This window comes from Roseateles aquae (genome assembly GCF_032337115.1).
Taxonomy (GTDB): domain Bacteria; phylum Pseudomonadota; class Gammaproteobacteria; order Burkholderiales; family Burkholderiaceae_C; genus Roseateles_C; species Roseateles_C aquae.
In genome coordinates this window covers 73367-100032 of sequence record NZ_JAVXZY010000006.1, presented here as the reverse complement: position 1 = coordinate 100032, position 26666 = coordinate 73367, and the positions used below count along the sequence as shown (strand labels likewise).

Annotated in this window: 20 protein-coding genes; 10 read left to right on the top strand and 10 right to left on the bottom strand. The window is 67.4% G+C overall.

Going from position 1 to position 26666, the window contains the following annotated elements; translation table 11 throughout:
- The first annotated feature begins 375 nt into the window (after window positions 1–375).
- The 6 genes from RQP53_RS15215 to RQP53_RS15190 all read left to right on the top strand — a co-directional run bounded on the left by RQP53_RS15215 (window position 376) and on the right by RQP53_RS15190 (window position 6706).
- On the top strand, window positions 376–1590 hold the full coding sequence (locus RQP53_RS15215) for a substrate-binding domain-containing protein (protein WP_315651734.1): 1215 nt from the start codon (window positions 376–378) through the stop codon (window positions 1588–1590).
- Window positions 1591–2076: 486 nt separating this feature from the next.
- On the top strand, window positions 2077–2841 hold the full coding sequence (locus RQP53_RS15210; protein ID WP_315651376.1) for an ABC transporter ATP-binding protein: 765 nt from the start codon (window positions 2077–2079) through the stop codon (window positions 2839–2841).
- Entirely contained in the window at window positions 2838–3644 is an 807-nt protein-coding gene (locus tag RQP53_RS15205) for an ABC transporter ATP-binding protein (RefSeq protein ID WP_315651373.1), read from the top strand. The genes RQP53_RS15210 and RQP53_RS15205 overlap by 4 nt, the downstream gene beginning before the upstream one ends.
- Window positions 3641–4654 (top strand): branched-chain amino acid ABC transporter permease, encoded by a 1014-nt coding sequence (locus tag RQP53_RS15200; protein ID WP_315651370.1) that lies wholly within the window; start codon window positions 3641–3643, stop codon window positions 4652–4654. Before RQP53_RS15205 ends, RQP53_RS15200 begins: the two co-directional genes overlap by 4 nt.
- A 124-nt stretch (window positions 4655–4778) precedes the next feature.
- Entirely contained in the window at window positions 4779–5867 is a 1089-nt protein-coding gene (locus tag RQP53_RS15195; RefSeq protein ID WP_315651368.1) for a branched-chain amino acid ABC transporter permease, read from the top strand.
- Window positions 5867–6706 (top strand): alpha/beta fold hydrolase, encoded by an 840-nt coding sequence (locus RQP53_RS15190; protein WP_315651365.1) that lies wholly within the window; start codon window positions 5867–5869, stop codon window positions 6704–6706. The genes RQP53_RS15195 and RQP53_RS15190 overlap by 1 nt, the downstream gene beginning before the upstream one ends.
- Before the next feature lie 15 nt (window positions 6707–6721).
- Here the strand turns inward: RQP53_RS15190 and RQP53_RS15185 are convergent, their stop codons facing one another.
- From RQP53_RS15185 to RQP53_RS15175, 3 genes are all read right to left on the bottom strand, one after another.
- The gene (locus tag RQP53_RS15185; protein WP_315651362.1) at window positions 6722–7375 is read right to left on the bottom strand and encodes a hypothetical protein; all 654 of its coding nucleotides are present in this window, start codon (window positions 7373–7375) and stop codon (window positions 6722–6724) included.
- Window positions 7376–7440: 65 nt separating this feature from the next.
- A complete protein-coding gene (locus tag RQP53_RS15180; protein WP_315651360.1) occupies window positions 7441–8148 on the bottom strand; it encodes a DUF6445 family protein in 708 nt (235 codons plus the stop codon).
- Between the two features lie 83 nt (window positions 8149–8231).
- Entirely contained in the window at window positions 8232–8747 is a 516-nt protein-coding gene (locus tag RQP53_RS15175; RefSeq protein WP_315651358.1) for a response regulator, read from the bottom strand.
- A 449-nt stretch (window positions 8748–9196) separates the two neighbouring features.
- Between RQP53_RS15175 and RQP53_RS15170 the strand changes: the two genes are divergently transcribed.
- Together RQP53_RS15170 and RQP53_RS15165 are read left to right on the top strand one after the other, a co-directional pair.
- On the top strand, window positions 9197–15025 hold the full coding sequence (locus RQP53_RS15170; protein ID WP_315651356.1) for an excinuclease ABC subunit UvrA: 5829 nt from the start codon (window positions 9197–9199) through the stop codon (window positions 15023–15025).
- Window positions 15026–15159: 134 nt separating this feature from the next.
- Window positions 15160–15984, top strand: coding sequence for an SIR2 family NAD-dependent protein deacylase (locus tag RQP53_RS15165; protein WP_315651354.1), 825 nt, complete (start codon window positions 15160–15162; stop codon window positions 15982–15984).
- A 24-nt stretch (window positions 15985–16008) separates the two neighbouring features.
- Here the strand turns inward: RQP53_RS15165 and RQP53_RS15160 are convergent, their stop codons facing one another.
- Window positions 16009–17073, bottom strand: coding sequence for a DUF418 domain-containing protein (locus RQP53_RS15160; protein WP_315651351.1), 1065 nt, complete (start codon window positions 17071–17073; stop codon window positions 16009–16011).
- A 155-nt stretch (window positions 17074–17228) separates the two neighbouring features.
- Window positions 17229–17525, bottom strand: a complete 297-nt coding sequence (locus tag RQP53_RS15155) for a hypothetical protein (RefSeq protein ID WP_315651348.1) — start codon at window positions 17523–17525, stop codon at window positions 17229–17231.
- 255 nt (window positions 17526–17780) lie between these two features.
- Between RQP53_RS15155 and RQP53_RS15150 the strand changes: the two genes are divergently transcribed.
- Entirely contained in the window at window positions 17781–20498 is a 2718-nt protein-coding gene (locus RQP53_RS15150) for a S9 family peptidase (RefSeq protein ID WP_315651346.1), read from the top strand.
- A 164-nt stretch (window positions 20499–20662) separates the two neighbouring features.
- Entirely contained in the window at window positions 20663–22702 is a 2040-nt protein-coding gene (locus tag RQP53_RS15145; RefSeq protein ID WP_315651343.1) for a sensor histidine kinase, read from the top strand.
- 27 nt (window positions 22703–22729) lie between these two features.
- On the opposite strand, the gene RQP53_RS15140 is transcribed toward RQP53_RS15145, so the two are convergent.
- The 5 genes from RQP53_RS15140 to RQP53_RS15120 all read right to left on the bottom strand — a co-directional run bounded on the left by RQP53_RS15140 (window position 22730) and on the right by RQP53_RS15120 (window position 26642).
- On the bottom strand, window positions 22730–23356 hold the full coding sequence (locus tag RQP53_RS15140; RefSeq protein ID WP_315651340.1) for a UPF0149 family protein: 627 nt from the start codon (window positions 23354–23356) through the stop codon (window positions 22730–22732).
- A 21-nt stretch (window positions 23357–23377) separates the two neighbouring features.
- Window positions 23378–23614 carry a hypothetical protein gene (locus RQP53_RS15135; RefSeq protein WP_315651338.1) on the bottom strand — a complete coding sequence of 79 codons (237 nt, stop codon included), beginning with the start codon at window positions 23612–23614 and terminating at the stop codon, window positions 23378–23380.
- A 91-nt stretch (window positions 23615–23705) separates the two neighbouring features.
- Complete coding sequence (locus tag RQP53_RS15130; RefSeq protein ID WP_315651336.1) at window positions 23706–24071, bottom strand: EF-hand domain-containing protein; 366 nt, start codon at window positions 24069–24071, stop codon at window positions 23706–23708.
- Window positions 24068–25630, bottom strand: a complete 1563-nt coding sequence (locus RQP53_RS15125) for a S10 family serine carboxypeptidase-like protein (protein WP_315651334.1) — start codon at window positions 25628–25630, stop codon at window positions 24068–24070. Before RQP53_RS15125 ends, RQP53_RS15130 begins: the two co-directional genes overlap by 4 nt.
- Window positions 25631–25721: 91 nt before the next feature.
- Complete coding sequence (locus tag RQP53_RS15120; RefSeq protein ID WP_315651332.1) at window positions 25722–26642, bottom strand: DUF808 domain-containing protein; 921 nt, start codon at window positions 26640–26642, stop codon at window positions 25722–25724.
- Window positions 26643–26666: the final 24 nt, after the last annotated feature.

The window sequence follows — 26666 nt, the reverse complement described above, 5'->3', positions numbered from 1 at the left end:
GCGGCGCGACTGCCTTAGGCGGTAGGTCGTCGCGTGTATACGCTTGTGTGCGCCGCCAAGGCTTCCGCCTGAATTTCAGACACGCGTGCCTCTGATCACTGCATGAATTTCAGGCAGTAATCGCCGCTTTTTGAGGTTCTGCGCGGCTATCACTGCAGCACAGGGCCGATCCTTCGCATTTCTAAGCCCCAGCCTCCGGGTTTCCGCTCATTCCCCTCCCCAGGCACGCCCCTTGCAATCAGCAAGGCCACAAGACGGCTGATGCCTAGACAGGAGACAACGATGCTGCCGAATGCCCGGATCGAGAACGCAATCACGAGAGGCGCTGCCGCGCCTCAGGTGCAAGCCGAGGACGCAGGCCACGATGCCTGCCACATGCGCGGCCAAGCCCGCCCGCCGCGCCGCGCCTTCGCGGCCCTGGCCCTGCTCGCCGCCAGCGCCCTGGCCTGGCCGCTGGCGCAGGCGGCGGATGGGGGCAAGGAGATCCGCATCGCCCATGTCTATTCCAAGACCGGCCCGCTGGAGGCCTATGGCAAGCAGACGCAGACGGGTTTCCTGATGGGCCTGGACTATGCGACCAATGGCACGATGACGGTGGCCGGGCGCAAGCTGGTGGTGATCGAGAAGGATGACCAGGGCAAGCCTGATGTGGGCAAGAGCCTGCTGGCGGCAGCCTATGGGGACGACAAGGCGGACATCGCCGTTGGCCCCTCGTCCTCGGGCGTGGCGCTGGCACTGCTGCCGGTGGCCGAGGAGTACAAGAAGATCCTGCTGGTGGAGCCGGCGGTGGCCGACGCGATCACCGGCGAGAAGTGGAACAAGTACATCTTCCGCACCGGCCGCAACAGCAGCCAGGATGCGATCTCCAACGCGGTGGCGCTGGACAAGCCCGGCACCGTGGTGGCCACGCTGGCGCAGGACTATGCCTTTGGCCGCGATGGCGTGAGGGCCTTCAAGGACGCGGTCAAGAAGGCCAAGATCGTCCATGAGGAATACCTGCCCACCAACACCACCGATTTCACCGCCGGTGCCCAGCGCCTGATCGACAAGCTGAAGGATCAGCCCGGCCGCAAGGTGATCTTCATCATCTGGGCCGGCGCCGGCAACCCGTTCAAGATCGCCGATCTCGACCTGAAGCGCTATGGCATCGAGATCGCCACCGGCGGCAATATCCTGCCGGCGATGACGGCCTACAAGCAGTTCCCCGGCATGGAGGGCGCCACGTATTACTACTTCGGCATCCCCAAGAACCCGGTCAATGAATGGCTGGTGGCCAACCACTACAAGCAGTACAAAACGCCGCCGGACTTCTTCACCGCCGGCGGCATGACGGCGGCCATCGCCATCGTCGAGGCGCTGAAGAAGACGGCCGGCGACACCAGCACCAACAAGCTGATCAAGACCATGGAAGGCATGAGCTTCGAGACGCCCAAGGGCAAGATGACCTTCCGCGCCGAGGACCACCAGGCGCTGCAGGCGATGTATCACTTCAGGATCAAGGTGGACCCGGCGTTTGCGTGGGGCGTGCCGGAGCTGGTGCGGGAGATCAAGCCGGAGGAAATGAACGTCCCCATCCGCAACAAACGTTGACGCTCGGCTACTGCGCGAACGGGATACGTCGTTGCAGGTCCCTCCGAAGATCCTCACGTACAGGGAGTACGTTCCGGTCTTCGGATCCGCCCGCGCCTTGTCTCCCGCCCGCTCGCTACGCCTCGGGCTCTGGAAGTTCGGCTACTGCGGGGGCGCCTGCCGTCGTTGCGGGTCCTCTCATGGATCCTCACGTACAGGAAGTGCGTTCCGGTCCACGGGTCCCCCCGCGCCTAGACAGATTGCTTGGCTACTGCGCGAACGGGATACGTCGTTGCGGGTCCTCCCATGGATCCTCACGTACAGGAGGTACGTTCCGGTCCATGGGTCCTCCCGCGCCTAGTCTCCCGTCCGCTCGCTACGCCTCGGGCTCTGGAAGCTGGGGTTGCGGCGGCTGGCGGTGCCAGCGCCAGTCAAGCTAGCTCTCTGTATTCCTCTGTGTCTCCGTGTCTCTGTGGTCGATTCAAAAACTCCTGAAACCCAACCATCGTGCTTGAAACCAAGAACCTGAGCATTCGCTTCGGCGGCCACGTGGCGGTGGATCGCGTCTCCTGCGCGTTCAAGCCGGGCACGCTGACGGCCATCGTCGGCCCCAATGGCGCGGGCAAGACGACCTATTTCAATCTGATCTCGGGGCAGTTGCCGGCCAGTGAGGGGCAGGTCTTGCTGGATGGGGTGGACCTGACGCGGATGGCGGCGCCGCTGCGCACGCGGCGCGGGCTGGGCCGGGCCTTTCAGCTGACGCAGCTGTTCCCGCACCTGAGCGTGCTGGAGAACGTGCGGCTGGCGGTGCAGGCGCGGCGCGGGCTGGGGCTGAAGATGCTGACGGTGTGGTTGCAGCTGCGCGAGCTGAGCGACGAGGCGATGGCGCTGCTGGAGCGGGTGCGGCTCGCCGACCGGGCCGGCCACTATGCGGCCAGCCTGCCGCATGGCGATCAGCGCAAGCTGGAAGTGGCGATGCTGATGGCGCTGCAGCCCAAGGTCTATATGTTCGATGAGCCCACGGCCGGCATGAGCGTGGACGAGGTGCCGGTGATCCTGGACCTGATCCGCGAGCTCAAGCGCGAGGGCCGGCACACGATTCTGCTGGTGGAGCACAAGATGGATGTGGTGCGCGAGCTGGCCGATCGCATCGTTGTGCTGCATCAGGGCCAGCTGGTGGCCGATGGTGAGCCGGCGGCGGTGATTGCCTCCGATGTGGTGCAAAGCGCCTACCTGGGCAAGGCCGTGGCCAGCAGCGGGGTGGTGGCATGAGCGCGGCGGCCAAGCCGGCAAGTTCGTCGCCACCGCTGCTGGAGCTGAGCGGTGTGCACACGCATATCGGCGCCTATCACATCCTGCATGGCGTGGACCTCGCCGTGCCCGCCGGGCAGCTGACCATGCTGCTGGGCCGCAACGGCGCCGGCAAGACGACCACGCTGCGTTCCATCATGGGGCTGTGGCAGGCCAGCCGTGGCCGCATCAGCTTTGCCGGCGAGGCGATTGGCGGCCCCAGCGGGCAGGCGGCCACACCCGATATCGCCCGCCGCGACATCGCCTATGTGCCGGAAAACATGGGCATCTTTGCGGCGCTGACGGTCAGCGAGAACATGCTGCTGGCGGCCCGCGGCGCACGCCGACTGGCCGATCTCGACACGGCGCGGCTGGACTGGCTGTTCCGCCTGTTCCCGGCGCTGAAGAAGTTCTGGCTCTACCCGGCCGGCAAGCTCAGCGGCGGCCAGAAGCAGATGCTGGCGATTGCCCGCGCGATGGTGGAGCCACGCCGGCTGCTCTTGATTGATGAGCCTTCCAAGGGCCTGGCGCCGGCGATGGTGCAGAACATGGTGGAGGCGCTGCAGGAGCTCAAGCGCGGCGCCGGCGCATCGAGCGAGCCTGGCCAGGCCGGCACGACCATCCTGATGGTGGAGCAGAACTTCATGGTGGCCCGCGCGCTCGGCGATGGCGTGGCGGTGATGGACGATGGCCGCGTGGTGCACAGCGGCGCGATGCGCGAGCTGGCCGAGGATGAAGCGCTGCAGCAGCGGCTGCTGGGCCTGTCTCTGGGAGCACATCAATGAGCAGCACGACGACTGTGAATGCCGGCGCCGTGCCACGCGCGGCCTTTGATGCGCGGCCGCTGTGGCTGCTGGCCGCGCTGGCGCTGGGCGCCCTGCCGCTGATCGGCAGCGCCAGCAGCTGGGCCACGCTGAGCCTGGCCGGGCTGGCGATGGGGCTGATCATCTTCATCATCGCCTCGGGCCTGACCCTGGTGTTCGGCCTGATGGATGTGCTGAACTTCGGCCATGGCGTGTTCATCGCCCTGGGTGCCTTCATGGCGACCACGGTGATGGCCGCGATGAACGACTGGAGCGCCTCGCCGCTGCTGTGGCAGAACCTGCTGGCGGTGGCCCTGGCCTGTGGCGCCGGCATGGCGGTGGCGGCCGCGGCCGGCCTGCTGTTCGAGCGGGTGCTGGTGCGGCCGGTGTATGGCCAGCATCTGAAGCAGATCCTGATCACCATGGGCGGCATGATCATCGGCGAGGAGCTGATCAAGCTGATCTGGGGCGCGCAGCTGGTGCCGCTGCCGCTGCCCGAAGGCTTGCGCGGCTCGCTGCTGTTCGGCGATGTGGCGGTCGAGAAATTCCGCCTGCTGGCCGTGGGCCTGGGCCTGGCGGTGTTCGCGCTGCTGCTGTGGCTGCTCAATCGCACCAAGCTGGGCCTGCTGGTGCGCGCCGGCGTGCAGGACCGCGAGATGGTCGAAAGCCTGGGCTACCGGATCCGGCGGCTGTTCGTGGCCGTGTTCGTTGGCGGTTCGGCGCTGGCCGGCCTGGGCGGGGTGATGTGGGGGCTGTACCAGCAGGGCGTCACGCCGCAGATCGGCGGGCAGGTGAACACGCTGATCTTCATCGTCATCATCATCGGCGGCCTGGGCTCGACGCTGGGCTGCTTTGTCGGCGCGCTGCTGGTCGGCCTGCTGGCCAACTACTGTGGTTTCCTGGCGCCCAAGGCGGCGCTGTTCTCGAACATTGCGCTGATGGTGGCGATCTTGCTCTGGCGCCCAGAAGGCCTCTACCCGGCGAACAAATGACCCACCCCCTGCGCGCTTCGCACGCCCCCTCAAGGGGGCGAGCCCAATGGCCCGGCAAAGCCGGTTCCATGGCCTCCGCTGGGCTCTGGCGGTGGCTGCTTCAAGATCGAGCTGGAGAAATCGAATGAGCGTGCTGAGATCGCTGCTCTCGCATGACATGCCGCGCAGCCGCTGGCTGGCCGCGCTGCTGCTCGTGGCTGTGTTCGGCCTCGCGCTGACGCCGTTTCTCTTCCCCGGCATCAAGGCGCTGAACGTGGCGGCCAAGATCCTGGTCTTCATCGTGCTGGTGGCCAGCTACGACCTGCTCTTGGGCTACACCGGCATCGTCAGCTTTGCGCACACGATGTTCTTCGGCATCGGCGCCTATGGCATCGCGATTGCAAGCAGCCGCATGGAGCCGGGCTGGACGGCGGTGGCCGTGGGCCTGGGAGCCAGCTTGCTGCTGTCGCTGGGCCTGTCGCTGCTGATCGGGCTGTTCAGCCTGCGCGTGAAGGCGATCTTCTTCGCGATGATCACGCTGGCCGTGGCCAGCGCCTTTCTGGGCCTGGCCTCGCAGCTGTCGGACCTGACCGGCGGCGAGGACGGGCTGAACTTTCAGGTGCCCGAGCTGCTGCGCCCCAGCACCGAGTTCCTCGAAGAGCCCTGGCTGGGCGCCAGCATCGACGGCCGCTTTGCCAGCTACTACCTGCTGTTCTTCAGCGCGCTGGGTCTGCTGCTCTTGATGCTGCGCATCGTCAACTCGCCCTTCGGCCGGGTGCTGCAGGCCATCCGCGAGAACGACTTCCGCGCCGAGGCCATCGGCTACCGCAGCGTCGTCTACCGCACGCTGTCCAATGTGCTGGCCGCCCTGTTTGCCTGCTGTGCCGGTGCGATGCTGGCGCTCTGGCTGCGCTACAACGGGCCGGACACCTCGCTCTCGATGGAGCTGATGCTGGATGTGCTGCTGATCACCGTGATCGGCGGCATGGGCACGCTCTACGGTGCGGTACTGGGCAGCGTGCTCTTCATGCTGGCCCAGAACTATCTGCAGGAGCTGATGAAGCTCGGTGCCGGCCTGGTGGAGGGCGTGCCGGTGCTGGCACAGCTGATCGCGCCGGAGCGCTGGCTGCTCTGGCTGGGCCTGCTGTTCGTGCTGGCCGTCTATCATTTCCCCAGCGGCATCGTCGGGCGGCTGCGCGCCGCGGCCTTGCAGCATCGCAGCGGAGGTCATTGATGCGCGCCTACAGCTCCCACTACCAGCGCTGCGAAGGCCGCGAAATTCACTACACCGATTGGGGCGATCCGGATGCCCCGGCGGTGATTGCCTGGCATGGTTTGGCCCGCACCGGCCGCGATATGGACGATCTGGCTCAGCGCCTGAGCCAGCGCTTTCGCGTCATCTGCCCGGACACGCTGGGTCGCGGCCTCTCGCAATGGAGCCCGGAGCCGGATCGCGAGTACTGCCTGGATTTCTATGTCCGGCTGGCCGTGGCGCTGGTGGACCAACTCGGCCTGCAGCGCTTTCACTGGGTGGGCACCTCGATGGGTGGCGCCATCGGCACGCTGGCCGCGGCCGGGCCGCTGCGCGGCCGCATCATTCGGCTGGTGCTCAATGACAACGGCCCCTCGCTGGCCCCGGCAGCGATTGCGCGCATCCGCAGCTATGCCGGCGACCCGCCGGCCTTCGACAGCATGGCCGAGCTGGAGCAGTATTTCCGCCGCGTCTACGCGCCCTATGGCTGGCTGAGCGAGCAGCAATGGCGGCGCCTGACCGAAACCTCGGCGCGGCGTCTGCCCGACGGCCGGCTGACGCCGCATTACGACCCGGCCATGGTGCGCCAGTTCATCAACTTCCCCGACGACTACGAGCGCTGGGAAGCCTGGGACAGCCTGACGCTGCCGGTGCTCTGCCTGCGCGGCGAAGACTCCGATCTGCTGCTGCCCGAAACCGCTGACGCCATGCGTAGCCGCGGCCCTTGCGCCGTGGTCGCCACCATCGCCGGCTGCGGCCATGCGCCAGCGCTCAATGTGCCGGAGCAACTGGATCTGGTCGAGCGGTTTTTGTTGGCTTGAAGCGGCGCTGGGGGCTCAGCCGCCATTGATATTGGTATGCCCCTTGGCCTCGCAGCGGGCCACGGCCTTGGGCAGTTCATCGTCGAAGCGGGTGGTCCAGCATTCGTCGAACACCGAGCAGTAGCAGGCTTCGTAGCTGATCGCGCCGCGGGCACGATCCGTGCCCATCCAGAGCCGGTGCGCCACCGCTTCGGCCTTGTCCGGGCGGGGCCAGGACCACAGGCGCCGCTCACGGCCGGCGCTCAGCACATCGCCGGCAACGCTGCCGGTCACGGTGAACAGGCCTTGATTGCCTTGCACCTCGATGCCCAGCTCATTGGCCTGCAGTTCCAGGAACTTGCCGAAATGCTTCAGTGGCTGGTCTTTGTAGCGGGCTTCCATCCAGACGATGCGGGCCGGCCCGGTGCCGGCGTTCTCGACGGTGACCTGGATCTCGTATTTGCCGTCGCGGGTGTAGTTGCTGTTGGTCAGCTGCAGGATGGGCGTCGAGCCGGCGCGTACCAGCCGTGCGTTCTGCTCGACCAGATTGCTCATCGTGGCACTGGTGCGCAGCGCCGAGACCAGCGAGGCGCCGGCGCTGAGCACCATGGACAAGGCCACGGCGATGTGGAACCAGCGCGGGGCCTGTTCGGCGCCCTGCGGCTTGACGATCTTGGGAATCTCTATCAATTGAAGTGCTCGGCTTGGAGGGCCCTCAGGATGGGGCGCCGCGGGGAGGATTGTCGGTGCTGGGGTCAGTGCTCAGCCAACCAAAAGAACACCGCCGTCAGCCGACGGTCTTCTTTCGCTTCACCGAAATAGCCGGCCGCGCTGTGCACCAGGCTGGCCTTGTACAACAGCAGCCGGTTGAAGACGTTCTCGACGCACAGCTCCTCGTACCAGGCCTGCGGCGGCAGGCTGCGCACCTTGAGCGCATCGACCAGGTTCTGGTGCGGCTCGGCCACGCAGTTGCCGCCGATGGCGCCGTTGGGGTAGCGCAGCCGGTAAAAGCAAGTGCCGCTCTTGGGCGCCGGCTTGGGCTGCAGATAGAGCACAGCGGCATAGGTGCAAAGCGCGCGGCGATCGGTGTGCGGGCGCGGCCCGCATTCACGGGCGCCGACCAGTTGCGCGACGTTGAAGTCCAGCTTGGCGCCATTCGGGGCCTCGCCGACCCACAGCCGCTTGGCGCCGGTCACCTTCATCACATAGGCCTCGATCTGGGCCAGCTCCTCGGGCAGCAGCGCGCCGTGGAAGCGCATGCCCGGCCAGGATTCCTGGGCATGGGGGTAGCCGAGCAGCCAGTTGGGATGTTGCAGGCAGCGCTGCGAGATCTCGGCCGCGTTGGGCAGGGCCTGGTCGAGGATCCAATAGTTGCGCCCCAGTTCCAGGCCATCATCGGCCAGCCGCGGCGCGGTGGGCGGTATCGGCGGCAGCGGGGTGCCGGCGGGCGGCATGGGCAGCATGACAGACCTCGGACTAAACGGGGAAGGGCGCCGAGGCTAGCACGCAGCGTGGGGGCGCCGGCTCGGGGACTTCCCCGCAGCGTTCAGTTGACGCCGGGCAATTCCAGCCAGTGCGAGAGCCGGCGGCGCAGCGAGGCAAAGTCCAGCGGCTTGGTCAGGTGCTCGTCCATGCCGGCTTCCAGGCTGGCCGAGACATCGCTTTCCAGCGCATGGGCCGTCAGCGCCAGGATGGGAAAGTGCGGCAGCTGCTGCAGGCGCTGCAGCTCACGCAGCCGGCGTGCGCATTCCAGGCCGTCCATGCCGGGCATCTGGATGTCCATCAGGATCAGGTCCGGCGCGCCGGCGGCACATTCGTTCAACGCCTCGATGCCGTCCTTGGCCAGCCGGCAGCTCAGGCCCATCAGCGCGAGGAACTCCATCGCCACGACCTGGTTGATCGGGTTGTCTTCGACCAGCAGCACCACCGGCACGCGCAGCACGCGGCGCTCAAGGGCCTGGCTGTTGCCGGCTTCGGGGTCGGCCGCTGCCGGGCTGCTGGGCTGGGCCAGCAGCGCGACAGTGCTCGCACCAGGGCTGCCGCATTGAGGGGCGGTATTCATGTGAGGGCCTTCTCGGTCTGTCGTTCTTCTTGCTGGTCTACGCGCTGCGGACCCTTGCCTGCGGGTCTCTTGCTCCATCGCCGCATCCAAGGCGGCGCCACCCTGTTGGTGCCATGACCCTATTGGCCTCGCCCCTCAGGCAAGCCGCACAGACTGGTGAAAACCCTTGCTTCACATTCACTATTCGGCCCGGCTGCGATTGTTGCCCCAGCCGTGCGATTAGCGCAATGGGCAAGCCCCTTGGTCCGCGCGCGCCGGGGCCAGGTCTTGACAAGCGGCAGCGCTCGGCCGCCCAGCGGTCGGTGGGCTGTATGTCGCTGGCATATTCGTGGAACAGGGCTCGAATACGGCCGGGCTGAGCGCTTTGGAAGGACATTGCACTGCTGACATTTTTGCGTCATCAGCCTCTCTAGAATGTCCGCTCCCTTCTCCCCAGAGGCTGTAGCGCAATGTCCGAAGGTCTGATCCGCATCCGTGGTGCTCGCCAGCACAATCTGAAGAACCTGGACCTGGACCTGCGCACCGGTGAACTGACCGTGGTGACCGGGCCCAGCGGCTCGGGCAAGAGCAGCCTGGTGTTCGACACCCTCTATGCCGAGGGGCAGCGCCGCTATGTCGAGACCTTCTCGGCCTATGCCCGCCAGTTCCTGGATCGCATGGACCGCCCGGCGGTGGACAAGGTTGACGGTGTGCCGCCGGCCATTGCCATCGACCAGACCAACCCGGTGCGCAGCTCGCGCTCGACGGTCGGCACGATGACCGAGCTGAACGACCATCTGAAGCTCTTGTTCGCCCGCGCCGCCGAGCTGTTCGACCGCGAGACGGCGCAGCCGGTGCGCCACGACACGGCGCAGACGATCTACGCCGAGCTGATGGCGCGCACCGCCGACACTGATCCGCGACTGATACTGAGCTTCCCGGTCGAGCTGCCCGGCAACACCAGCAGCGAGCAGGTGCAGCAGTGGCTGGCCGCCAGCGGCTTCACGCGCATTCATGCCGAGCGCGAGGTGCCAGCACCGAGCGGCGCCGGGCCGTCCCAAGCCGCGAGCGCCCCCGCGGGGGGCAGCGCCGCAGCGGCAGCTGCAAGCGTGGGGGCACGAAAGGTCCTGGATGTGGTGGCCGACCGCTTCCGCATCCAGGGCGCCGACAAGCAGCGGGCGATGGAAGCCATCGAGCTCTGCCTGAAGCGCGGCAGCGGGCGGATGACGGTTTATGTGCAAGCGGCCGAGGAGGGCGGGGCCGAGCAGGCCTGGCGCTATTCCACCGGCCTGCATTGCCCCGACAGCGATCTGCGCTACCAGGACCCGCAGCCGGCGCTGTTCTCCTTCAACTCGGCCTTCGGCGCCTGCGAGACCTGCCGCGGCTTTGGCCGCGTGATCGGCGTCGACATGGGCCTGGTGATTCCCGATGAGAAGAAGACGCTGCGCAACGGCGTTATCAAGCCGATGCAGACACCGGCCTGGAAGGAATGCCAGGACGACCTGATCAAGTACGCCGGTGAGGCCGGCATTCCGCGCGACACCGCCTGGAGCCAGCTCTCGCAGGCGCAGCGCGACTGGGTCGTCAATGGCTCGCCGAACTGGAACGGCAAGTGGAACCAGCAGTGGTACGGCGTGCGCCGCTTCTTCGAATACCTGGAGAGCAAGGCCTACAAGATGCACATCCGTGTGCTCTTGTCCAAGTACCGCAGCTACACGCCTTGCGGCGTCTGCCAGGGCGCGCGGCTGAAGACCGAGGCGCTGCTGTGGCGGGTGGGCAGCCGGGCGCTGGCCGACACGGTGCTGCAAGGCGATGAACATGGCAGTTATCAGCGCTTCATGCCGGCCGGCGTGGCCTGGCGGCGCGAGCAGCTCGATGCGCTGCCGGGCCTGAATCTGCAGGACATGATGCAGCTGCCGCTGCACCGGCTGCGCCGCTTCATGGACGAGCTGCAGCTGCCCAGCACCATGCTGGACGAAGCCTTGAAGCTGCTGCTGGACGAAATCCGCAACCGCCTGAAATACCTCTGCGATGTGGGCATCGGCTACCTGACGCTGGACCGGCAGAGCCGCACGCTGTCCGGCGGTGAGGTGCAGCGCATCAACCTGACGACGGCGCTGGGCACCTCGCTGGTCAACACCTTGTTCGTGCTGGACGAGCCCTCGATCGGCCTGCATCCGCGCGATATGAACCGCATCGTCCAGGCCATGCAGCGGCTGCGCGATGCGGGGAACACGCTGGTCGTCGTTGAGCACGATCCGGCGGTGATGCTGGCGGCCGACCGGCTGATCGATATGGGCCCGGGGCCGGGCGAGAAGGGCGGCGCCATCGTGTTCGACGGCACGCCGGAGCAGATCCGCGCGGCCGACACGCTGACCGGCGCCTACCTCGGCGCGCGCAAGCATGTGGGCATGGGGCTGAAGCGCCTGGTCGAGGCCAACACGCCGCGGCTGATTCTGGAAGGCGTGCGCGAGCACAATCTGAAGAACGTCAGCGTGGAATTCCCGCTGCAGCGCATGGTCGTCGTCACCGGCGTATCGGGCTCGGGCAAGAGCACGCTGATGCAGGATGTGCTGTACCCGGCGCTGGCGCGGCATTTCGGCCAGGCCACCGAAACGCCCGGCGCGCACGACCGCCTGCTGGGCGCCGACTGGCTGGCCGATGCGGTGTTCGTTGACCAGTCGCCGATCGGCAAGACGGCGCGCTCGAACCCGGCCAGCTATGTGGGCGCCTTCGACGAGATTCGCAAGCTCTTCGCGGCCGCGCCCTTGGCGCAGGAGCGTTCCTACACCGCCGGCATGTTCAGCTTCAATGCCGGCGACGGCCGCTGCCCGACCTGCGGCGGCTCGGGCTTCGAGCATGTGGAGATGCAGTTCCTCAGCGACGTCTATCTGCGCTGCCCGGACTGCGATGGCCGCCGCTTCCGTGCCGAGATGCTGGAAGTAAAAATATCGTTGCCAGCGGCGGGGCCGATCCCGACGCCGGGCCGCCCCAAGGCGGGATCGGGCTCCCTCGGGGAGCTGTCGCCAGAGGCGACTGAGGGCCAACAGCATCGCGAGTTGAGCGTGGCCGATGTGTTGGAGCTGACCGTCAGCGAAGCGGTGCAGCTGTTCCGCGAGCGCCGCGAGGTGGTGGCCAAGCTGCAGCCCATCGTCGATGTGGGCCTGGAATACGTGAAGCTGGGCCAGCCGGTGCCAACGCTGTCGGGCGGCGAGGCGCAGCGGCTCAAGCTGGCCGGTTTCCTCGCCGAGGCGGCCAGCAAGCCGCGTCAGGCGCTGGCCAAGAAGGGCACGCTGTTCCTGTTCGACGAGCCGACCACCGGCCTGCATTTCGACGATATCGCCAAGCTGATGCGGGCGATGCGCAAGCTGCTGGCGGCCGGGCATTCGCTGATCCTGATCGAGCACAACCTCGATGTGATCCGCGCGGCCGACTGGCTGATCGACCTTGGCCCCGAGGGGGGCGAGGACGGCGGCGAGATCGTTGCCTGCGGCACGCCGGAGGAGCTGAAAGAACACCCGCGCTCGCACACCGCCGCGGCGCTGCGCGATTACGCGCTGCACATGGACCGGCCGGCGATGAAGATCGAGGAAGGCCGGCCGCTGCAAAGCCTGGTGCGGGCGCGCCGCAAGGCGCAGGACGAGGCGATCCGCATCGTCAATGCGCGTGAGCACAATCTGAAGTCGGTCGACGTCAGCATCCCGCGCGGCAAGTTCAATGTGATCACCGGCGTGTCCGGCTCGGGCAAGTCGACGCTGGCCTTCGACATCTTGTTCAACGAGGGCCAGCGCCGCTATCTGGAATCGCTGAACGCCTATGCGCGCTCCATCGTTCAGCCGGCTGGGCGGCCCGAGGTGGACGCCGTCTGGGGCATTCCGCCCACGGTGGCGATCGAGCAGCGCCTCTCGCGCGGTGGCCGCAAGAGCACGGTGGCGACGACCACCGAGGTCTGGCACTTCTTGCGCCTGCTCTATGTGAAGCTGGGCGTGCAGCACTGCGTCCACGATGGCATGCCGGTGCGGCCGCAAAGCGTGGAGTCCATCGCCGCCCAGCTGCTGCGCGATTACCGCGGCCAGCACATTGGCTTGTTGGCGCCGCTGGTCGTCAATCGCAAGGGCCTCTACACCGATCTGGCCAAATGGGCCAAGGCGCGCGGCCACAGCCATCTGCGTGTGGACGGCGAATTCCTGCCCACGGCGCCCTGGCCGCGGCTGGATCGCTTCAAGGAACACACGCTGGAACTGCCGGTGGGCGATCTGATCGTCAGCGCCGACAAGGAGGCCGAGCTGCGCGAGCTGCTGGCCCGGGCGCTGGACCATGGCAAGGGCGTGCTGCATCTGCTGGCGCCGCTGGACGGCCTGCCCGCCGCGCTGGCCTCGGGCGCCTCGACCGCCGGCATCGGCCAGGTCAAGGTCTTCTCGACCAAGCGCGCCTGCCCGGCCTGCGGCACCAGCTATGCCGAGCTGGACCCGCGGATGTTCTCCTACAACTCCAAGCATGGCTGGTGCAGCGGCTGCGTGGGCACCGGCCTGGCGCTGACCCGCGAGCAACGCAAGGCGCTGGACGACACCCAGCAGGACAAGGACAACCGTGGCCGCGAACAGAGCTTCCCGGCCGAGGAGGCCGAGATCGAAGGCCTGGCCGACCAGCCCTGCCCGGACTGCCATGGCGCCCGGCTGAACCCGGCCGCGCGCTCGGTGACCTTCGAAGACCAGGCCATCAGCACCGTGGCCGGCTGGAGCGTCAGCGAGGCGCGGCAGTGGGTGGCCGGTCTGGCGCTGAGCGGGCGCGATGCCGACATCGCCCGCGATGTGGTCAGCGAAATCCGCGGCCGGCTGGAGTTCCTGGAAGAAGTGGGCCTGGGCTATCTGACGCTGGACCGCGCCGCGCCAACGCTGTCCGGCGGCGAAGCCCAACGCATCCGCCTGGCGGCGCAGCTGGGCAGCAATCTGCAGGGCGTCTGCTATGTGCTGGACGAGCCGACCATCGGCCTGCATCCGCGCGACAACCAGATCCTGCTGAAGGCGCTGGCCCAGCTGGGCGACAAGGGCAATACGCTGGTCGTCGTCGAGCACGACGAGGACACCATACGCCGGGCCGATCACATCATCGACATCGGCCCCGGCGCCGGCAAGCGCGGCGGCCATGTGATCGCCCAAGGCACGGTGGCCGAGCTGTCGGCCGTGCCGGGCTCGCTGACCGGCCGCTTCCTCGCTCATCCGCTGATCCACCCGCTGCAGACGCGGCGCGAGGTCGACGCCGAGGCGCCCAAGCTGCGCATCCTGGCCGCCAGCCTGCACAACCTGAAGCAGGTCAGCGTCGATGTGCCGCTGCACCGGCTGGTGGCGGTGACGGGCGTGTCCGGTTCGGGCAAGAGCACGCTGGCGCGCGATGTGCTGCTGGCCAATATGGCGATGGCGGTGCCGCTGCGCAAGGACCCGTCGAACTGGATTGGCTGTGCCGGCATTGAAGGCCACAAGCAGGTGGACCGCGTGCTGGAGGTCGACCAGACGCCGATTGGCAAGACGCCACGCTCCTGCCCGGCCACCTACATCGGTTTCTGGGACGCCATTCGCAAGCTCTTTGCCGAGACGCTGGAGGCCAAGGCGCGCGGCTATGCGGCCGGCCGCTTCAGCTTCAACACCGGCGAGGGCCGCTGCCCGGGCTGCGAAGGCCAGGGCATGAAGACCATTGAGATGAGCTTCCTGCCCGATGTGAAGGTGCTGTGCGATCAATGCCATGGCCAGCGCTTCAACCCGGAGACGTTGGGCGTCAGCTGGCGCGGTAAGAGCATTGGCGATGTGCTGGCGATGGAGGTCGACGAGGCGGTCGAGTTCTTTGCCGCGATGCCGGCGATCGCCCACCCGCTGCAGCTGCTGAAGGACGTCGGCCTCGGCTATCTGACGCTGGGGCAGCCGAGCCCGACGCTGTCCGGCGGCGAGGCACAGCGGATCAAGCTGGTCAGCGAGCTCGTCAAGGTGCGCGACGACGTCACCCGCCGCGGCCAGAAGCCGCCGCACACGCTGTATGTGCTGGACGAGCCGACGGTCGGTCTGCACATGGCCGATGTCGAGAAGCTGATCCGCGTGCTGCACCGGCTGGTCGCCGGCGGCCACTCGGTGCTGGTGATCGAGCACGACCTCGATGTGATCGCCGAAGCCGATTGGGTGATCGACCTTGGCCCCGAAGGCGGCGGCGCGGGCGGCCAGATCGTGCTTGCCGGCACGCCGGAACAGCTGGTCGCCTCGGGCAGCCATTCGGGCCGTGCGCTGGCGCCGGTGCTGGCGCGCAAGGCTTGAGTCCGTGAGCACGGGGACCAGGGCAGGAAATCCAATGCGAACCACAGAGACACAGAGACACAGAGAAATAGGGGGCGCCATGTGGCCTCCTGACTTTTTCTCTGTGTCTCCGTGTCTCTGTGGTCTGTTCCCCAATGAATCCTGAACGAATTCAACACGCCGCCGAACTGGTCGAACAGGCCGATCTGCTGGTGATCACGGCCGGCGCCGGCATGGGCGTCGATTCCGGCCTGCCGGACTTTCGCGGCAACGAGGGCTTCTGGCGCGCCTATCCGGCGCTGGCACGGGCCGGTATCGAATTCCAGAGCATGGCCAACCCGGCCTGGTTCCGGCGCGATCCGGCGCTGGCCTGGGGCTTTTACGGCCACCGGCTGGCGTTGTACCGCGCCACGCAGCCGCATGAGGGCTTTGCGCTGCTGCGCCGCTGGGCGGCAGCGACCGAGTTGGGCGCCGTGGTCTTCACCAGCAATGTCGACGGCCAGTTCCAGCGCGCCGGCTTTCCCGAGGATCTGATCTGGGAATGCCATGGCTCGCTGATGCACCTGCAATGCAGCCGGCCCTGCGGCGAGCACATCTGGCCCGCAGAGCGATTTGCGCCCGAGGTCGACGAGGCCAGCTGCCGCCTGCTCAACGAGCCGCCGCGCTGCCCGCACTGCGACGCGCTGGCGCGGCCCAATGTGCTGATGTTCGGCGACGGCGACTGGGTCGATACCCGCGAGAGCGCCCAAGCTGAGGCCGTCACGCCGCTGCTGGAGTCGGCACGCAAGCCACTGGTGATCGAACTGGGCGCCGGTACCGCCGTGCCCTCGGTCCGGCGCTTCGGCCACCGGATGCTGCAGCAGCACGACGCCCGGCTGCTGCGCATCAACGTGCGCGAACCCGAGGTGCCGGGTTCCTACGACCTCGGCCTGGCGATGGGCGCGCTGGCGGCACTGCGAGCAATTGACGAGCGGCTCTAACGGCGACCCGTAGCGGCCATCGGCTCAGCCGCAGCAGCGTCGCATCAGCATCTCCACCGGCCCCTGCGCAAAGCGCGCCAGCCAGAGGCGAGTGCTCAGCAGCGCAACGACGACAAACACGGCCCAGGCGAGCGCCACATCGGTCAGGCTGCGCTGGCCGTCCAACCAGCCGATGGCTTCCAGAATGCCCATGCCGATCAGCACATGGGCGAGATAGAGGCTGAGCGTGCAGCGCCCCAGCTGCGCGAGGGCGTGCAGCGGCTGATTCAGGTTCGGGCCGAAGCGCAGCATCAGGCCGATGATGGCGCTGGACAGCGCCGCGGCGCTGCCGATATAGAGCGGCCCGGGTGGCAGCGGCTTGGTGCTCAGCACGCCGGCAGCTGCTGGAAACTGCTGGAGCAGGACCGAATGCAAGCCCAGGCTGAACGCGAAGCCGGCCAGGCCTCCGAGGATCAGGCTGTGCTGCCAGCGGCGTTCCCCCAGGGGGCTGCCGGCCAGCAGCAGGCCCCAGATGAAGAAGCTCAGCCAGGGCAGGATCGGGTGCATGCCATTGAACACCAGATGCCGGAGAAAGCCCGGCACGGACCAGAGGTCGACATAGTCAAGCGTTTGCCAATTCCAGCCTTTGGAGTAGTCGAACACGAACAGCAGGCCGAGATAGAGCAGTGGCAAGCCCAGGGCCAGCGCGCCCAGGCGGCGGCGCGGCCACCTCAGCAGCAGGCCGCCAAGAACGAAATAGGCGCCGTAGTAGTGCAGGATGTCGGCAGCAAAGATGCTCAGGTGCAGCAGGCCGACGGTGGCCAGGAACAGCGCTCGACGCCAGGTCTGTGCTTGAGCCGCGACTGGGCTCAGTCGGGCTGTCGCCAGGCCCAGGCCCAGCCCGGCGAGGCAGACGAACAAGGCGGCGCTGCGTCCTTCCAGCGCGAGAAAGAGTGTGGCGAACGCTGCGCCGGGCTCGGCGGCAACGCCCATCGCCAGGCGGAGGTTCACGGCCAGCATGCCCAGCAGCGCCACGCCGCGCGCCAGATCGACGCCCACCAGCCGCTGATGTGCCGGCGCCGGCGATGCTTGCTCTGCTGCTATTCCCATGTCCCTCAATCCCCTCATCCTCCGCTATGCCGGACCGTTGGAGCGGCCCAGCGCTTCGCTTCACAGCGATCGGGACTGTAGTGGCTTGAGATGAGGAAACGCTGAAGCGCAGAGGCCCCGGAACAGGGCGTCACTGCGGCTGGTATGGGACGCGCTCAGTGCGGCTTTGGCGGCTTGCCTTCGAAGCGCTTGGGCCGGTAGACATTGCCTTCCCAGAGGCCGTCGTCATTGGCGGCGCGCTTGGCGCGGTTGATCGCCTGCAGCGCGGCCTGGCGAGCGGCATGGCGGCGGGCCTCGGTGTCGAAGCGCCAGGTCAGGTGGCGACCCAGCCAGCGCCAGATGGCCCGCGGCAAGGCTTCCAGACGGCGCTGCAGCGCCGTGCCGACGCACATATGCAGCGTCAGCACCAGGCAGGTGATCAGACCGAGACTGGCGAAGATCTTGTCGAGCATGGCGTCCAGTGGCGCTCGAGGGAGGTTGCCCGCGGCCAAATTGGCATAAATGCGGGGGCGATACTGCCAAAACGATCAAATAGAAGCTGAAGGGTATCAGCCGGGCGGGATCTTGTCTGCGGGCGCCGGCGATATTTTCTTGGTGCTTTTCCCGGGATCAGGCATCAGCGCCGGCGCGCATGGGCTGACTTCCGGCTGGGCCGGCCGGCCTGACTAGAATCCCGCGGCCCCGCGCTGGGGCTTGAGGAGATACGCTTGACCGCTTGGAAGCCGCTGCGCACCTGGTGCGCCCTGACCGCCCTGACCGCTGCCCTGGGCAGCAGCCTGCTGAGCAGCCCCCTGGCCCATGCCGCCAGCCCGGCTGCGGCGCCCGGCGCGACCGGTGCGTCTGCCGGACTGACGCTGGAGCAGCTGTTCCGCGCCGAAAGCTACCGCGGTGAGCTGGCTCGCGAGCCGAGCTTCAGCCGCAGCGGCCGCTATCTGGCCTTTTTGTGGAACCCCTTCGGCGAGCCGGGCAGCGATCTGCATGTCTATGACACCAAGACCGGCAAGACCCAGCGCCTGACCTCGGCCGGCATCATGCAGGCCTTCGATGCGCCGGAAGACCTGGAGCGCTTCGCCAAGAAGCTGAAACAAAAGCGTGACGAGCTGGCCGAGCGCCAGAGCCGCGAAGTCGCCCAGCAGGCCTATCTGCGTGGCGAGCCGGTCGATATGAGCCAGTGGGAAAACGCGGCCATCGAGACGCTGAAGAAGGAGCTGGCCGAGAAGAAGGCCAAGGACGAGGCCCAGAAGGCGGCCGACAAGGCCGAGGCCGAGGCTGAGAAGCGCGCCGCCGAGGCGCTGGCCGCCAAGCGCGCGGGCAAGCCGCTGCCGGCGGCGGACGCTGCCAGCGCGGTGGCGAAGGCTGACAGCAAGGCCGACGCCAAGGCGGAAGAAAAAGCGCTCTGGGAGCTGCGCGACGAGCTGAAGAAGAAGCTCGAGAAGAACAAGCTCAAGCCCAGCGATCTGTATCCCGGCGTGAGCCAGCTGGCCTGGGCGCATCAGCGCGATGAGCTGATCTTCCAATACCGCGGCAGCCTGTTCCGCTGGCAGGCCGGCCAGGATCGCATCCAGCCGCTGCTGGCCACGCAACGCCAGCTGCGCATCGTTGGCTACACGCCGGACGACCAGGGCTTCATCTATATGGACGAGACCCGCGTGCTGCGCTCGCGCTTTGCCAGCGCTGCGGTGCAGGTGCTCAACCGCGAGCTGATACACGGCGATGACGAGGACAAGAAGTACCGCATCGAGCAGACCGTGATCAGCGAGGACGGCCGCTGGATGTCGCTGTTCGCGCGCGCGCCGCTGACGGCCGCCGACGGCAAGGGCCCGGCGCCCAAGCCCGGTCGCCAGGTCGACATGACCGACTACAGCGGCCGCTTTGCCGTGGCCAAGAAGATCGACCGCGAGATCTCGGACGACAAGCGCATCGAGCAGCCGCTGGCGCTGTACATCCGCAAGGTGCCAGGTCTTGACGCCGCGCCCGCGCGCCAGCCCAAGCCGGTGTTCACCCACCCGGGTGGCGACACCTGGTTCGAGATCAGCCCGGTGGCCTGGGCCAAGGATGGCAGCCACTACGCCTTCGCCACCTTCGAGCGCGAGAAGGAGCTGCTGCGCGTCTATCTCGGCAGCAATGACGAGAACGCCAAGCCCGAGATGATTCTGGAGCGCCGCGGCGATGTGCACCACGAGCTGGTCAATGTGATGCAGCCGCGCTTCACGCCCGATGGCAAGCAACTGGTGCTGATCCTGTCCGATGCCGACTGGCGCCAGCCCTATGCCTACACGCTGGCCAACAAACAGCTGCGGCCCTTGGTCAGTGGCGCCTTCGAGGCCTTCGACGTGCTGGGCTTCACGCCGGACAGCCAGCAGATGTTCGTCGTCTCCAACAAGGATGAGCTGGCGGCCATGAACCTCTGGCGCGTCAGCCTGGCTAACGGCCAGATGCAGCGCCTGGGTGCGGCCGGCGAGTACCACCGCCATGCCGTCGTCTCGGAAGACGGCCAGTGGCTGGCCGCCAACGCCGGCAACTGGATGCAGCGGCCCGAGCTGAAGCTGCTCAAGGGCCTGAGCGCCACGGCCGAAGCTGCCAAGACGCTGACGCAGAGCCATGACCCGGCGTTCGACAAGGTGCACCTGCTGCAGCCCGAGCGCTTCAGCTTCAAGAACCGCCATGGCGACACCATTCCCGCCTATGTGTTCAAGCCGACCGGCTGGCAGGCCAGCGATAAGCGGCCGGCCGTCGTCTACGTTTACGGCGGCCCGCTGAATGCGCGCAACACCGTCGAGGTGGACAGCTTCCAGGCCACCGGCTATCTGTTCGGCATGTATATGGCCGCCAAGCACGGCTATGTGACGGTGTCGGTCGATACCCGCGGCCATTCGAACTACGGCCGTCGTTTTGCCGATGCCAACTTCGAGCAGGCAGGCCTGCCGCAGACCGAGGATCTGCTCGACCTGGTGCAGTACATGAACGCCAATCTGGGCATCGACAGCCGCCGCATCGGCCTCAACGGCTGGAGCTTCGGTGGTTTCCAGACCCAGTACACGATGTACTCGCAGCCCGATGTGTTTGCCGCCGGCATTGCTGGCGCCGGCCCGACCGAATGGGAAAACTACAACAGCTGGTACAGCGGCCGCACCATCGGCAAGGTCGATCGCACGAAGCCGGTGCTGCGCAAGTACTCGCTGCTGCCGATGGCTCGCGGGCTCAAGCATCCGCTGATGCTGGTGCACGGCATGCAGGACGACAACGTGCTCTACCAGGACACCGTCAACGTCTACCGTGCGCTGCTGGAGTCGGGCAAGGAGTCGCTGGTCGAACTCTTCCTCGATCCGGACGGCGCCCATGCCATGGGCGGCGCGGTCAAGCCGGTGGGCTGGCACCGCAAGTACGAAGCCTTCTGGCTGCAGCATCTGGGCCAGGCCCGCTGAGCCTGTTGAGCGCGGTGCGCTGAGCATGAGCAAGCCACCCCGCGGGGTGGCTTTTTTTCGTCGCTGCAGGCCTGGCCCTTTCGCCCCGAAAGCCGGGGGCTGGTGCTGCGCCGCACAGGCGCTACGATGCGGCGATGAACAAGCCGCCGCTGGATTGACGAGCGATGAGCGCCGCGCCCGAATTGCTGCAGGCCGGCACCGCCGAGGCGGACTTGCGCCAGGCGCGCGAGCTGCTGACCGGCTTTGAGCAGGCCCATTTCGCCGCGCGGCTGCAGCAGATCGCCGCTCAGCGGCTCAGCCCAGCCCAGGCACTGGAACTCGATGCCTTCCGCTTGATGGGCGCGGCTGTGATGCCGGAGACCGAGCCGCAGGCATTGCTGTTGAAGGCGCGCGAGCTGCTGACGCTGGCCCAGCTGCAGCAGGCGCTGCTTGCCGAGGCGGCGATCTGGCGCGCGATTCAATGGCTGCAGACACGGATGAAGCTGCACCATGCGGCGCTGGAAAGCGTGGCCATGGCCGGCGAGCTGTACATGCAGGCCGGCGAACATGAGCTGGCGCGGCTGATGCGCGTCAGCCGCTGCCCGGTGCTGTTCATGGCCGAGATGTACCCGGAGCTGCGCGAGGCCTGCGCCACGCTGATGCAGCAGCGCGAGGATTTGCCGGCTCCGGCCTATCAGCTGCTGCTGAACAACGGTGCCTCGGCGGCCTACTACCTGGCCAATGAGGAAGAGGATGCCGAGCGCGCCCAGGCCTTCTGGCGCGAGTGCCTGGAGCTGCACGGGCAGAGCCTGGCCTTCACCCGTGTCCATGGCCTCGTCTATGCCGGGCTGGTGGCGCATCTGAACCTGGCCGTGGTCAACGCCACACTGGGCCGCTGCGAGCCCTGCCGCGCCCATCTGGCCGCGCTGCGCGAGGGCTGTGGCGATCAACCGCTGCAGGCCTCCTGGCAGCTGTGGGCACAGTTGTGCGAGGTGTTGCTGTTGTGTCATGAGGGCGCGCCTGAGCAGGCCTGGCCGGCCTTGCTGGCACTGGAGGCAGCACTTGATCAGGCTGGCAGCAATTCGGTCGGCCATCGCGAGGCCTGGCTGCATGCGCTGCGCCGCTTCGGGCGGCGGTGGGGGCATGACGAGGTCGCCATGCAGGCGGCGCTGACCCTGCTGCGCCTGGAGCGCCAGCGCAAGCGCGAGCTCTCACGCGCGCTGGGCGAGACGGTCAATGCGGTGATCGAGCGGCCCCACCTGCTGCATGAGAACGAGCAGCTGGCCCGCCAAGGCAGCGAGCTGGAGCTGTCGCTGGCGCAGCGCAATCAGGAACTCAGTGGTGCACTGGCCAAGGTCCAGGCCGAGGCCAGCATCCGCGCCGCCGCCGAGGTCGCGCTGCAGCGCGCGCATGACGAACTGGAGCGCCAGGTCGAGCAGCGCAGCGCCGAGCTGGCCGAGGCGCTGCGCACCCTGATGCAGCAGGAGAAACAGCTGGCCTTGTCGCGGATGGTGGTCGGTGTGGCCCACGAGATGAACACGCCGCTCGGCAATGCGCGGATGGCCGCCAGCACGGTGCAGGCGCGCTGCCAGAGCCTGATCGAGGGCCTGGCCGGCAATACCTTGCGCCGGCTCGAATTGGCGGCGGCGCTGGAGGCCTTGTCGCAAAGCGGCGCGGTGATCGACCGCGCTCTGGACCGTGCCGGTGAGCTGGTGCAGCGCTTCAAGGCGCTGTCGATCAGCCAGCATAGCGAGGCCTGCATGGAGTTCGACCTGATCGCCTTGCTGCGTGGCAGCGAAGCGCAATGGCGCGAAACCGCGCCCGAACAAGCCTTCAGCTTCAAGCTGGACGGGCCGGCGTCACTGAGCCTGCGGGGCTATCCTGGCGCGCTGAAGGAAGTCTGGCGCCAGCTGTTCGAGAACAGCGTTCGGCACGGCTGGCAGGGGCGGGGCGATGATGCCCGGCTGCTGCTCGTGGTGCAGCCAGACGGCGATCAGCTGCAGCTGGATTGGCAGGACAACGGCCGCGGCATTGCCGCCGAGCACCTGGACCATGTGATGGAGCCCTTCTACACCACGCAGCTGGGCCAGAGCGGCACCGGGCTCGGCTTGAGCACGGTGAACAGCCTGGTCTGCGATCTGATGCGCGGCCAGGTCGAGGTGCACAGCAGCCCGGGGCTGGGCTGTCTGGTGCGCATGCGCCTGCCGCTCAGGGCGCCGCGCTGACGGCGCCGGGGCTGCGCGGCCTGTGCTTCAGGCCGCGTTCTTGACGCAGGCATCCCAGAGCTGCTGCACGCCCTCGGGCACTTCGCGGCTCAGCGCATCGCGCATCTGCGCGTCGGCCAAGCGGGCCAGCTCTTCCGGCGTGTGCTGCGATTCATCGCCGCCAAGCAGGGCGATCGGGGCCAGTGCGGCGGCCAGCTGCTCGTCGTCAAAGCGCGGCGCCCAGGCATCGGCGGCCAGATCAACGCCGAGCATGAAGCCGATGCACCAGTCCTCGGCGTCGGTCAGTTCCTCGTCCTCGTCAACGGCGATGCTGAAGATGGGCTCCCAGGCCTCGGGCTTGTCGTTCAGCTGCACGGCGATGCTGCGCAGATGGCGCAGCACCAGCATCATCACGCGCTTCTTCTGCTTGCCGCTGACGAAGGGGGCGATGCCATCGGCACCGTCGCCGCCCCAGACCTCGGGCAACCAGGCCGCGCCGGGCAGTTCGGCCAGCGGCTGCGGGCTCAGCAGCAGGGCGGTCAGATAGCCGTCCATGGCCTCGATATTCATGGCCGCGTCGCTGGGCAGCTTGGTCAGCATATCGTCGAGCGCGGACAGTTCGTCGTCGCTCAGCGGCAGGTAATCGGAGGCGGGGTTGTAGCTGGGATATTCCATGGGGGATCTCGGTGGGGCAGTTCAGCCGTGGCGGCCGTGCCGGCTTTTCGGTTTCTTGGCGTCGAATTCAGCGATCTGCGCCTTCAGCAAATGCATCAGCACCCGCGCGTTGGCCTCGGTCAGGCTGATGATGGAGCTGGGTTCTATGCCCTCGACCGGCGCCTTGGGGGCGACCAGGGCGTCGACCTTGAACAGCACCAGACCATTGGCATTGGTGGCGGCTTTGAACTTCTGAATCTCGATTTGGTGTGTCTTCATGGCGCCGGACGCATGCGGTGCAAAACCACGAGCGTAGCGCATGACGGGCCGATGACGGCCAGGCAACAGCGGCCGAGCCGCTCAGATCAGGTCAACGGCTCTGCTGCCGGCGCACAAAAGCCTGCAGATCGCTGAGCCTGATCTCGCGCTGGCCGGCGGCGTTGACGCTGGCCATCTGCTCGAAATGCTGGGCCGCGTAGCCAAAGCCGGCGGCCTGGGCCTCGGCCAGGCTGAGGGCGCCGCGCCGCTGCGTATCGGCCTGCTGGAACTGGCGGGCCAGCTTGGCCATCACCTGGGCCTGCAGCGCCGCACCGCGGCTCGGTTCAGCCAGTGGCGCCTGGCTGGCCAGCTGCGCAGGCAGCGCGGGGTCTTGCAGCGCGGCTGGCGGCGCGGCGCGGGACGGTGCGGAGCAGGCGAGCAGGGCGATGGCGGCAGTGGTGGCGAGGCGACGCTTCATGGGGCACTCAGCGAGGTGATGAACTGGCTCAGATCGGCCTTCAGCGCGGGCCGCACCTGGTCGTCCAGATAGGTCATATGGCCGCCGATATGACGGCTCAACTTCAGGCCGGGCGGGGCGGCGCCGAGGCGGGCCAGGTCTTGCTCGGTCAGCCAGAAGGGCGTGGCCAGGTCGTGATAGCCGCCGACGACCAGCAGCTTCAGTGCCGGCTTCAGGGCGAAGGCCAGGGCCAGATCGGGAATGGCATCGGGCAAGGCATGGCCATCATGGCGCCAGTCCCATTGCTGGATCACCGCGTCGTTGCCCAGCGTGTAGGCGCTGCTGGCCTGGTATTTGAGTGTCAGGCGCAGATGGTCGGCAATGGCGCTGCGAAATGCCGGTGTGATCGCGGTACTGGACGGGTCGCCTTCGCCGGACAGTACGTCGTTGACGCCGGCGCTGACCCGCGAGTCATAGCGGCCCAGCAACTGTTGCGGCAGCAGCTGGGTGCGCAGCGCCGTCGGCCCCAGCAGCGGGTTGGCCTGCCAGCTGTTGGCGCTCAGGCCGCTGTAGCTGGCCAGTTGCTGGGCGAGCGCCGGGTTCAGCACGGTGCCGAGGCTCAGGTACTGCTGCACCGCCGGCTCGAACTGGCTGCTGGCAAAGCCCAGCGCCTGCTGGGCAAATCCTGGGATGTCGGTGCTCGGCGGCGTGCTGCGCTTGAACCAGGCCGCCGTGGCCGCGTAACTGGGCAGGAAGGCGCTGCAGCTGATGCGCTGGGTGATCACCGCGCAATTGCTGTTGTAGTTGAGGATGGCCGACTGCAGCACCACCCCTTGCAGCGGCGCGCCCGCGGCGAGCAGGCCGGCCGCCAGCAGCGGCGATCGGAAGCCACCATAGGACTCGCCAAAGACCAGCAGTGGCGAGTTCTTGCGCTGCTTGGCCTCGATATAGCGCAGCACGAAATCGCGGAACAGCTTGGCATCGCTGTCGACGCCCCAGAAGCTGGCGTTGGTGTTTGGCGCCACCGCTTCGGAGTAGCCAGTGCCGACGGCATCGACAAAGACGAGGTCGGCCTCGCGCAGCAGCGTCTCCTGGTTGTCGACCAGCTGATAGGGTTGCGGCACATTGGCGGCCGGAAAATTGGTGACCAGCCGCTTGGGCCCGTAAGCCCCCAGATGCAGCCATACCGAGGCCGAGCCCGGCCCGCCGTTGTAGAAAAAGATCAGGGGCCGGCTGGCACTGGCCACACCCAGGCGCTGGTAGGCGACATAGAACACGCTGGCCTCGGCCGCACTGCTTTGTGGGTCCTTGACCAGCAGATGGCCGGCCTCGGCCTGGTAGTCCAACTTGCCATCGCTGAGGCTCAGGCTGTGCGTGGTCTGGACAGCGCTGTCCTGGGCGCTGGGCAGCGATGCGGTGGCCGCCATCGAGTAGACGGTGCTGTCTTGCAGCACGCCGGCGTCGGTGGGAGGGGGCGTTGTACTCGTCGAGCCGCCGGACGAGCCGCCGCCGCAGCTGCTCAGCAAGGCGCTGCTTAGCAACGCAAGCGCAAGGCGCAGGGGAATGGTATATGGGCGCATGTCTGGGCACGAAGGCGAACTGATGCCCGGACTGTGCCATGCGTGGGTGCTCGTGGTCCACCGACTTCAAGCCCCCATGCGCTCAGTAGTTTCAATGTCCCGGTCGTCGGCCGAATAGTGTTTGCACCACGCTTACGACGGCGAGCACCAGGCCTCCGGCCAGCACGCCCAGCAGCAACTCGGCCAGCCAGCCCAGTGGCGTTGCCAGCGCAGGGGCGATGCCGCTGAGCATGTGATGCAGCGCGGCTTCAAAGCCGGGCAAGCCATGGCCGAGAATGCCGCCACCGACCATGAACATGGCGACGGTGCCGAGCACGGCCAGCAGGCGCATCAGCTTGGGCGCTGCGCTGAGCAGCAGGCCACCAAGTCCGCGCTGCCAGCCGGCTTGGCGCTGGCTGAGGTAGAGCCCGGCGTCGTCGAGCTTGACGATGGCGGCGACCAGGCCGTAGACCCCCACCGTCATCAGCACCGCGATGCCGGACAGCACCAGCAGCTGCGTGGCCAAGCCCTGCTCGGCCACCAAGCCCAGCGTGATGGTGATGATCTCGGCCGAGAGGATGAAGTCGGTGCGGATGGCGCCGCTGATCTTGTCGCGCTCATAGGCAAGCAGATCGACGTCGGGGCGGCGCAGTTGCTCGGCCTCGGCCTGCTCCTCGGGGGTCAGTTCTTGCCCATGGCGGTGCTGCCAGCTGTGCAGCACCTTCTCGAAGCCCTCGAAGCACAGATAGGCGCCGCCGAGCATCAGCAGCGGCAGTACGGCCCAGGGCGCCAGCGCACTGATCGCCAGCGCCAGCGGGACCAGGATGGCCTTGTTGCGCATCGAGCCCTTGGCAACTGCCCAGACAACCGGCAGTTCTCGCTCGGCGCTGACGCCGCTGACCTGCTGGGCGTTCAGGGCCAGATCGTCGCCGAGCACGCCGGTGGTCTTCTGGGCCGCTGCCTTGCTGAGCAGGGCGACGTCGTCGAGCAGGGTGGCGATATCGTCCAACAGGGCAAACAGGGCGCTGGCCATCGATGGGGTTCCGTGAAGTGAAAG

Coding starts and splice junctions, on each gene's coding strand:
- RQP53_RS15200 (WP_315651370.1), top strand. CDS start 3,641: ATGAGCAGCACGACGACTGTGAATGCCGGCGCCGTGCCACGCGCGGCC.
- RQP53_RS15130 (WP_315651336.1), bottom strand. CDS start 24,071: ATGAAGCGTCGCCTCGCCACCACTGCCGCCATCGCCCTGCTCGCCTGC.
- RQP53_RS15170 (WP_315651356.1), top strand. CDS start 9,197: ATGTCCGAAGGTCTGATCCGCATCCGTGGTGCTCGCCAGCACAATCTG.
- RQP53_RS15125 (WP_315651334.1), bottom strand. CDS start 25,630: ATGCGCCCATATACCATTCCCCTGCGCCTTGCGCTTGCGTTGCTAAGC.
- RQP53_RS15155 (WP_315651348.1), bottom strand. CDS start 17,525: ATGCTCGACAAGATCTTCGCCAGTCTCGGTCTGATCACCTGCCTGGTG.
- RQP53_RS15145 (WP_315651343.1), top strand. CDS start 20,663: ATGAGCGCCGCGCCCGAATTGCTGCAGGCCGGCACCGCCGAGGCGGAC.
- RQP53_RS15140 (WP_315651340.1), bottom strand. CDS start 23,356: ATGGAATATCCCAGCTACAACCCCGCCTCCGATTACCTGCCGCTGAGC.
- RQP53_RS15165 (WP_315651354.1), top strand. CDS start 15,160: ATGAATCCTGAACGAATTCAACACGCCGCCGAACTGGTCGAACAGGCC.
- RQP53_RS15215 (WP_315651734.1), top strand. CDS start 376: ATGCGCGGCCAAGCCCGCCCGCCGCGCCGCGCCTTCGCGGCCCTGGCC.
- RQP53_RS15120 (WP_315651332.1), bottom strand. CDS start 26,642: ATGGCCAGCGCCCTGTTTGCCCTGTTGGACGATATCGCCACCCTGCTC.
- RQP53_RS15160 (WP_315651351.1), bottom strand. CDS start 17,073: ATGGGAATAGCAGCAGAGCAAGCATCGCCGGCGCCGGCACATCAGCGG.
- RQP53_RS15195 (WP_315651368.1), top strand. CDS start 4,779: ATGAGCGTGCTGAGATCGCTGCTCTCGCATGACATGCCGCGCAGCCGC.
- RQP53_RS15180 (WP_315651360.1), bottom strand. CDS start 8,148: ATGCTGCCCATGCCGCCCGCCGGCACCCCGCTGCCGCCGATACCGCCC.
- RQP53_RS15175 (WP_315651358.1), bottom strand. CDS start 8,747: ATGAATACCGCCCCTCAATGCGGCAGCCCTGGTGCGAGCACTGTCGCG.
- RQP53_RS15135 (WP_315651338.1), bottom strand. CDS start 23,614: ATGAAGACACACCAAATCGAGATTCAGAAGTTCAAAGCCGCCACCAAT.
- RQP53_RS15205 (WP_315651373.1), top strand. CDS start 2,838: ATGAGCGCGGCGGCCAAGCCGGCAAGTTCGTCGCCACCGCTGCTGGAG.
- RQP53_RS15190 (WP_315651365.1), top strand. CDS start 5,867: ATGCGCGCCTACAGCTCCCACTACCAGCGCTGCGAAGGCCGCGAAATT.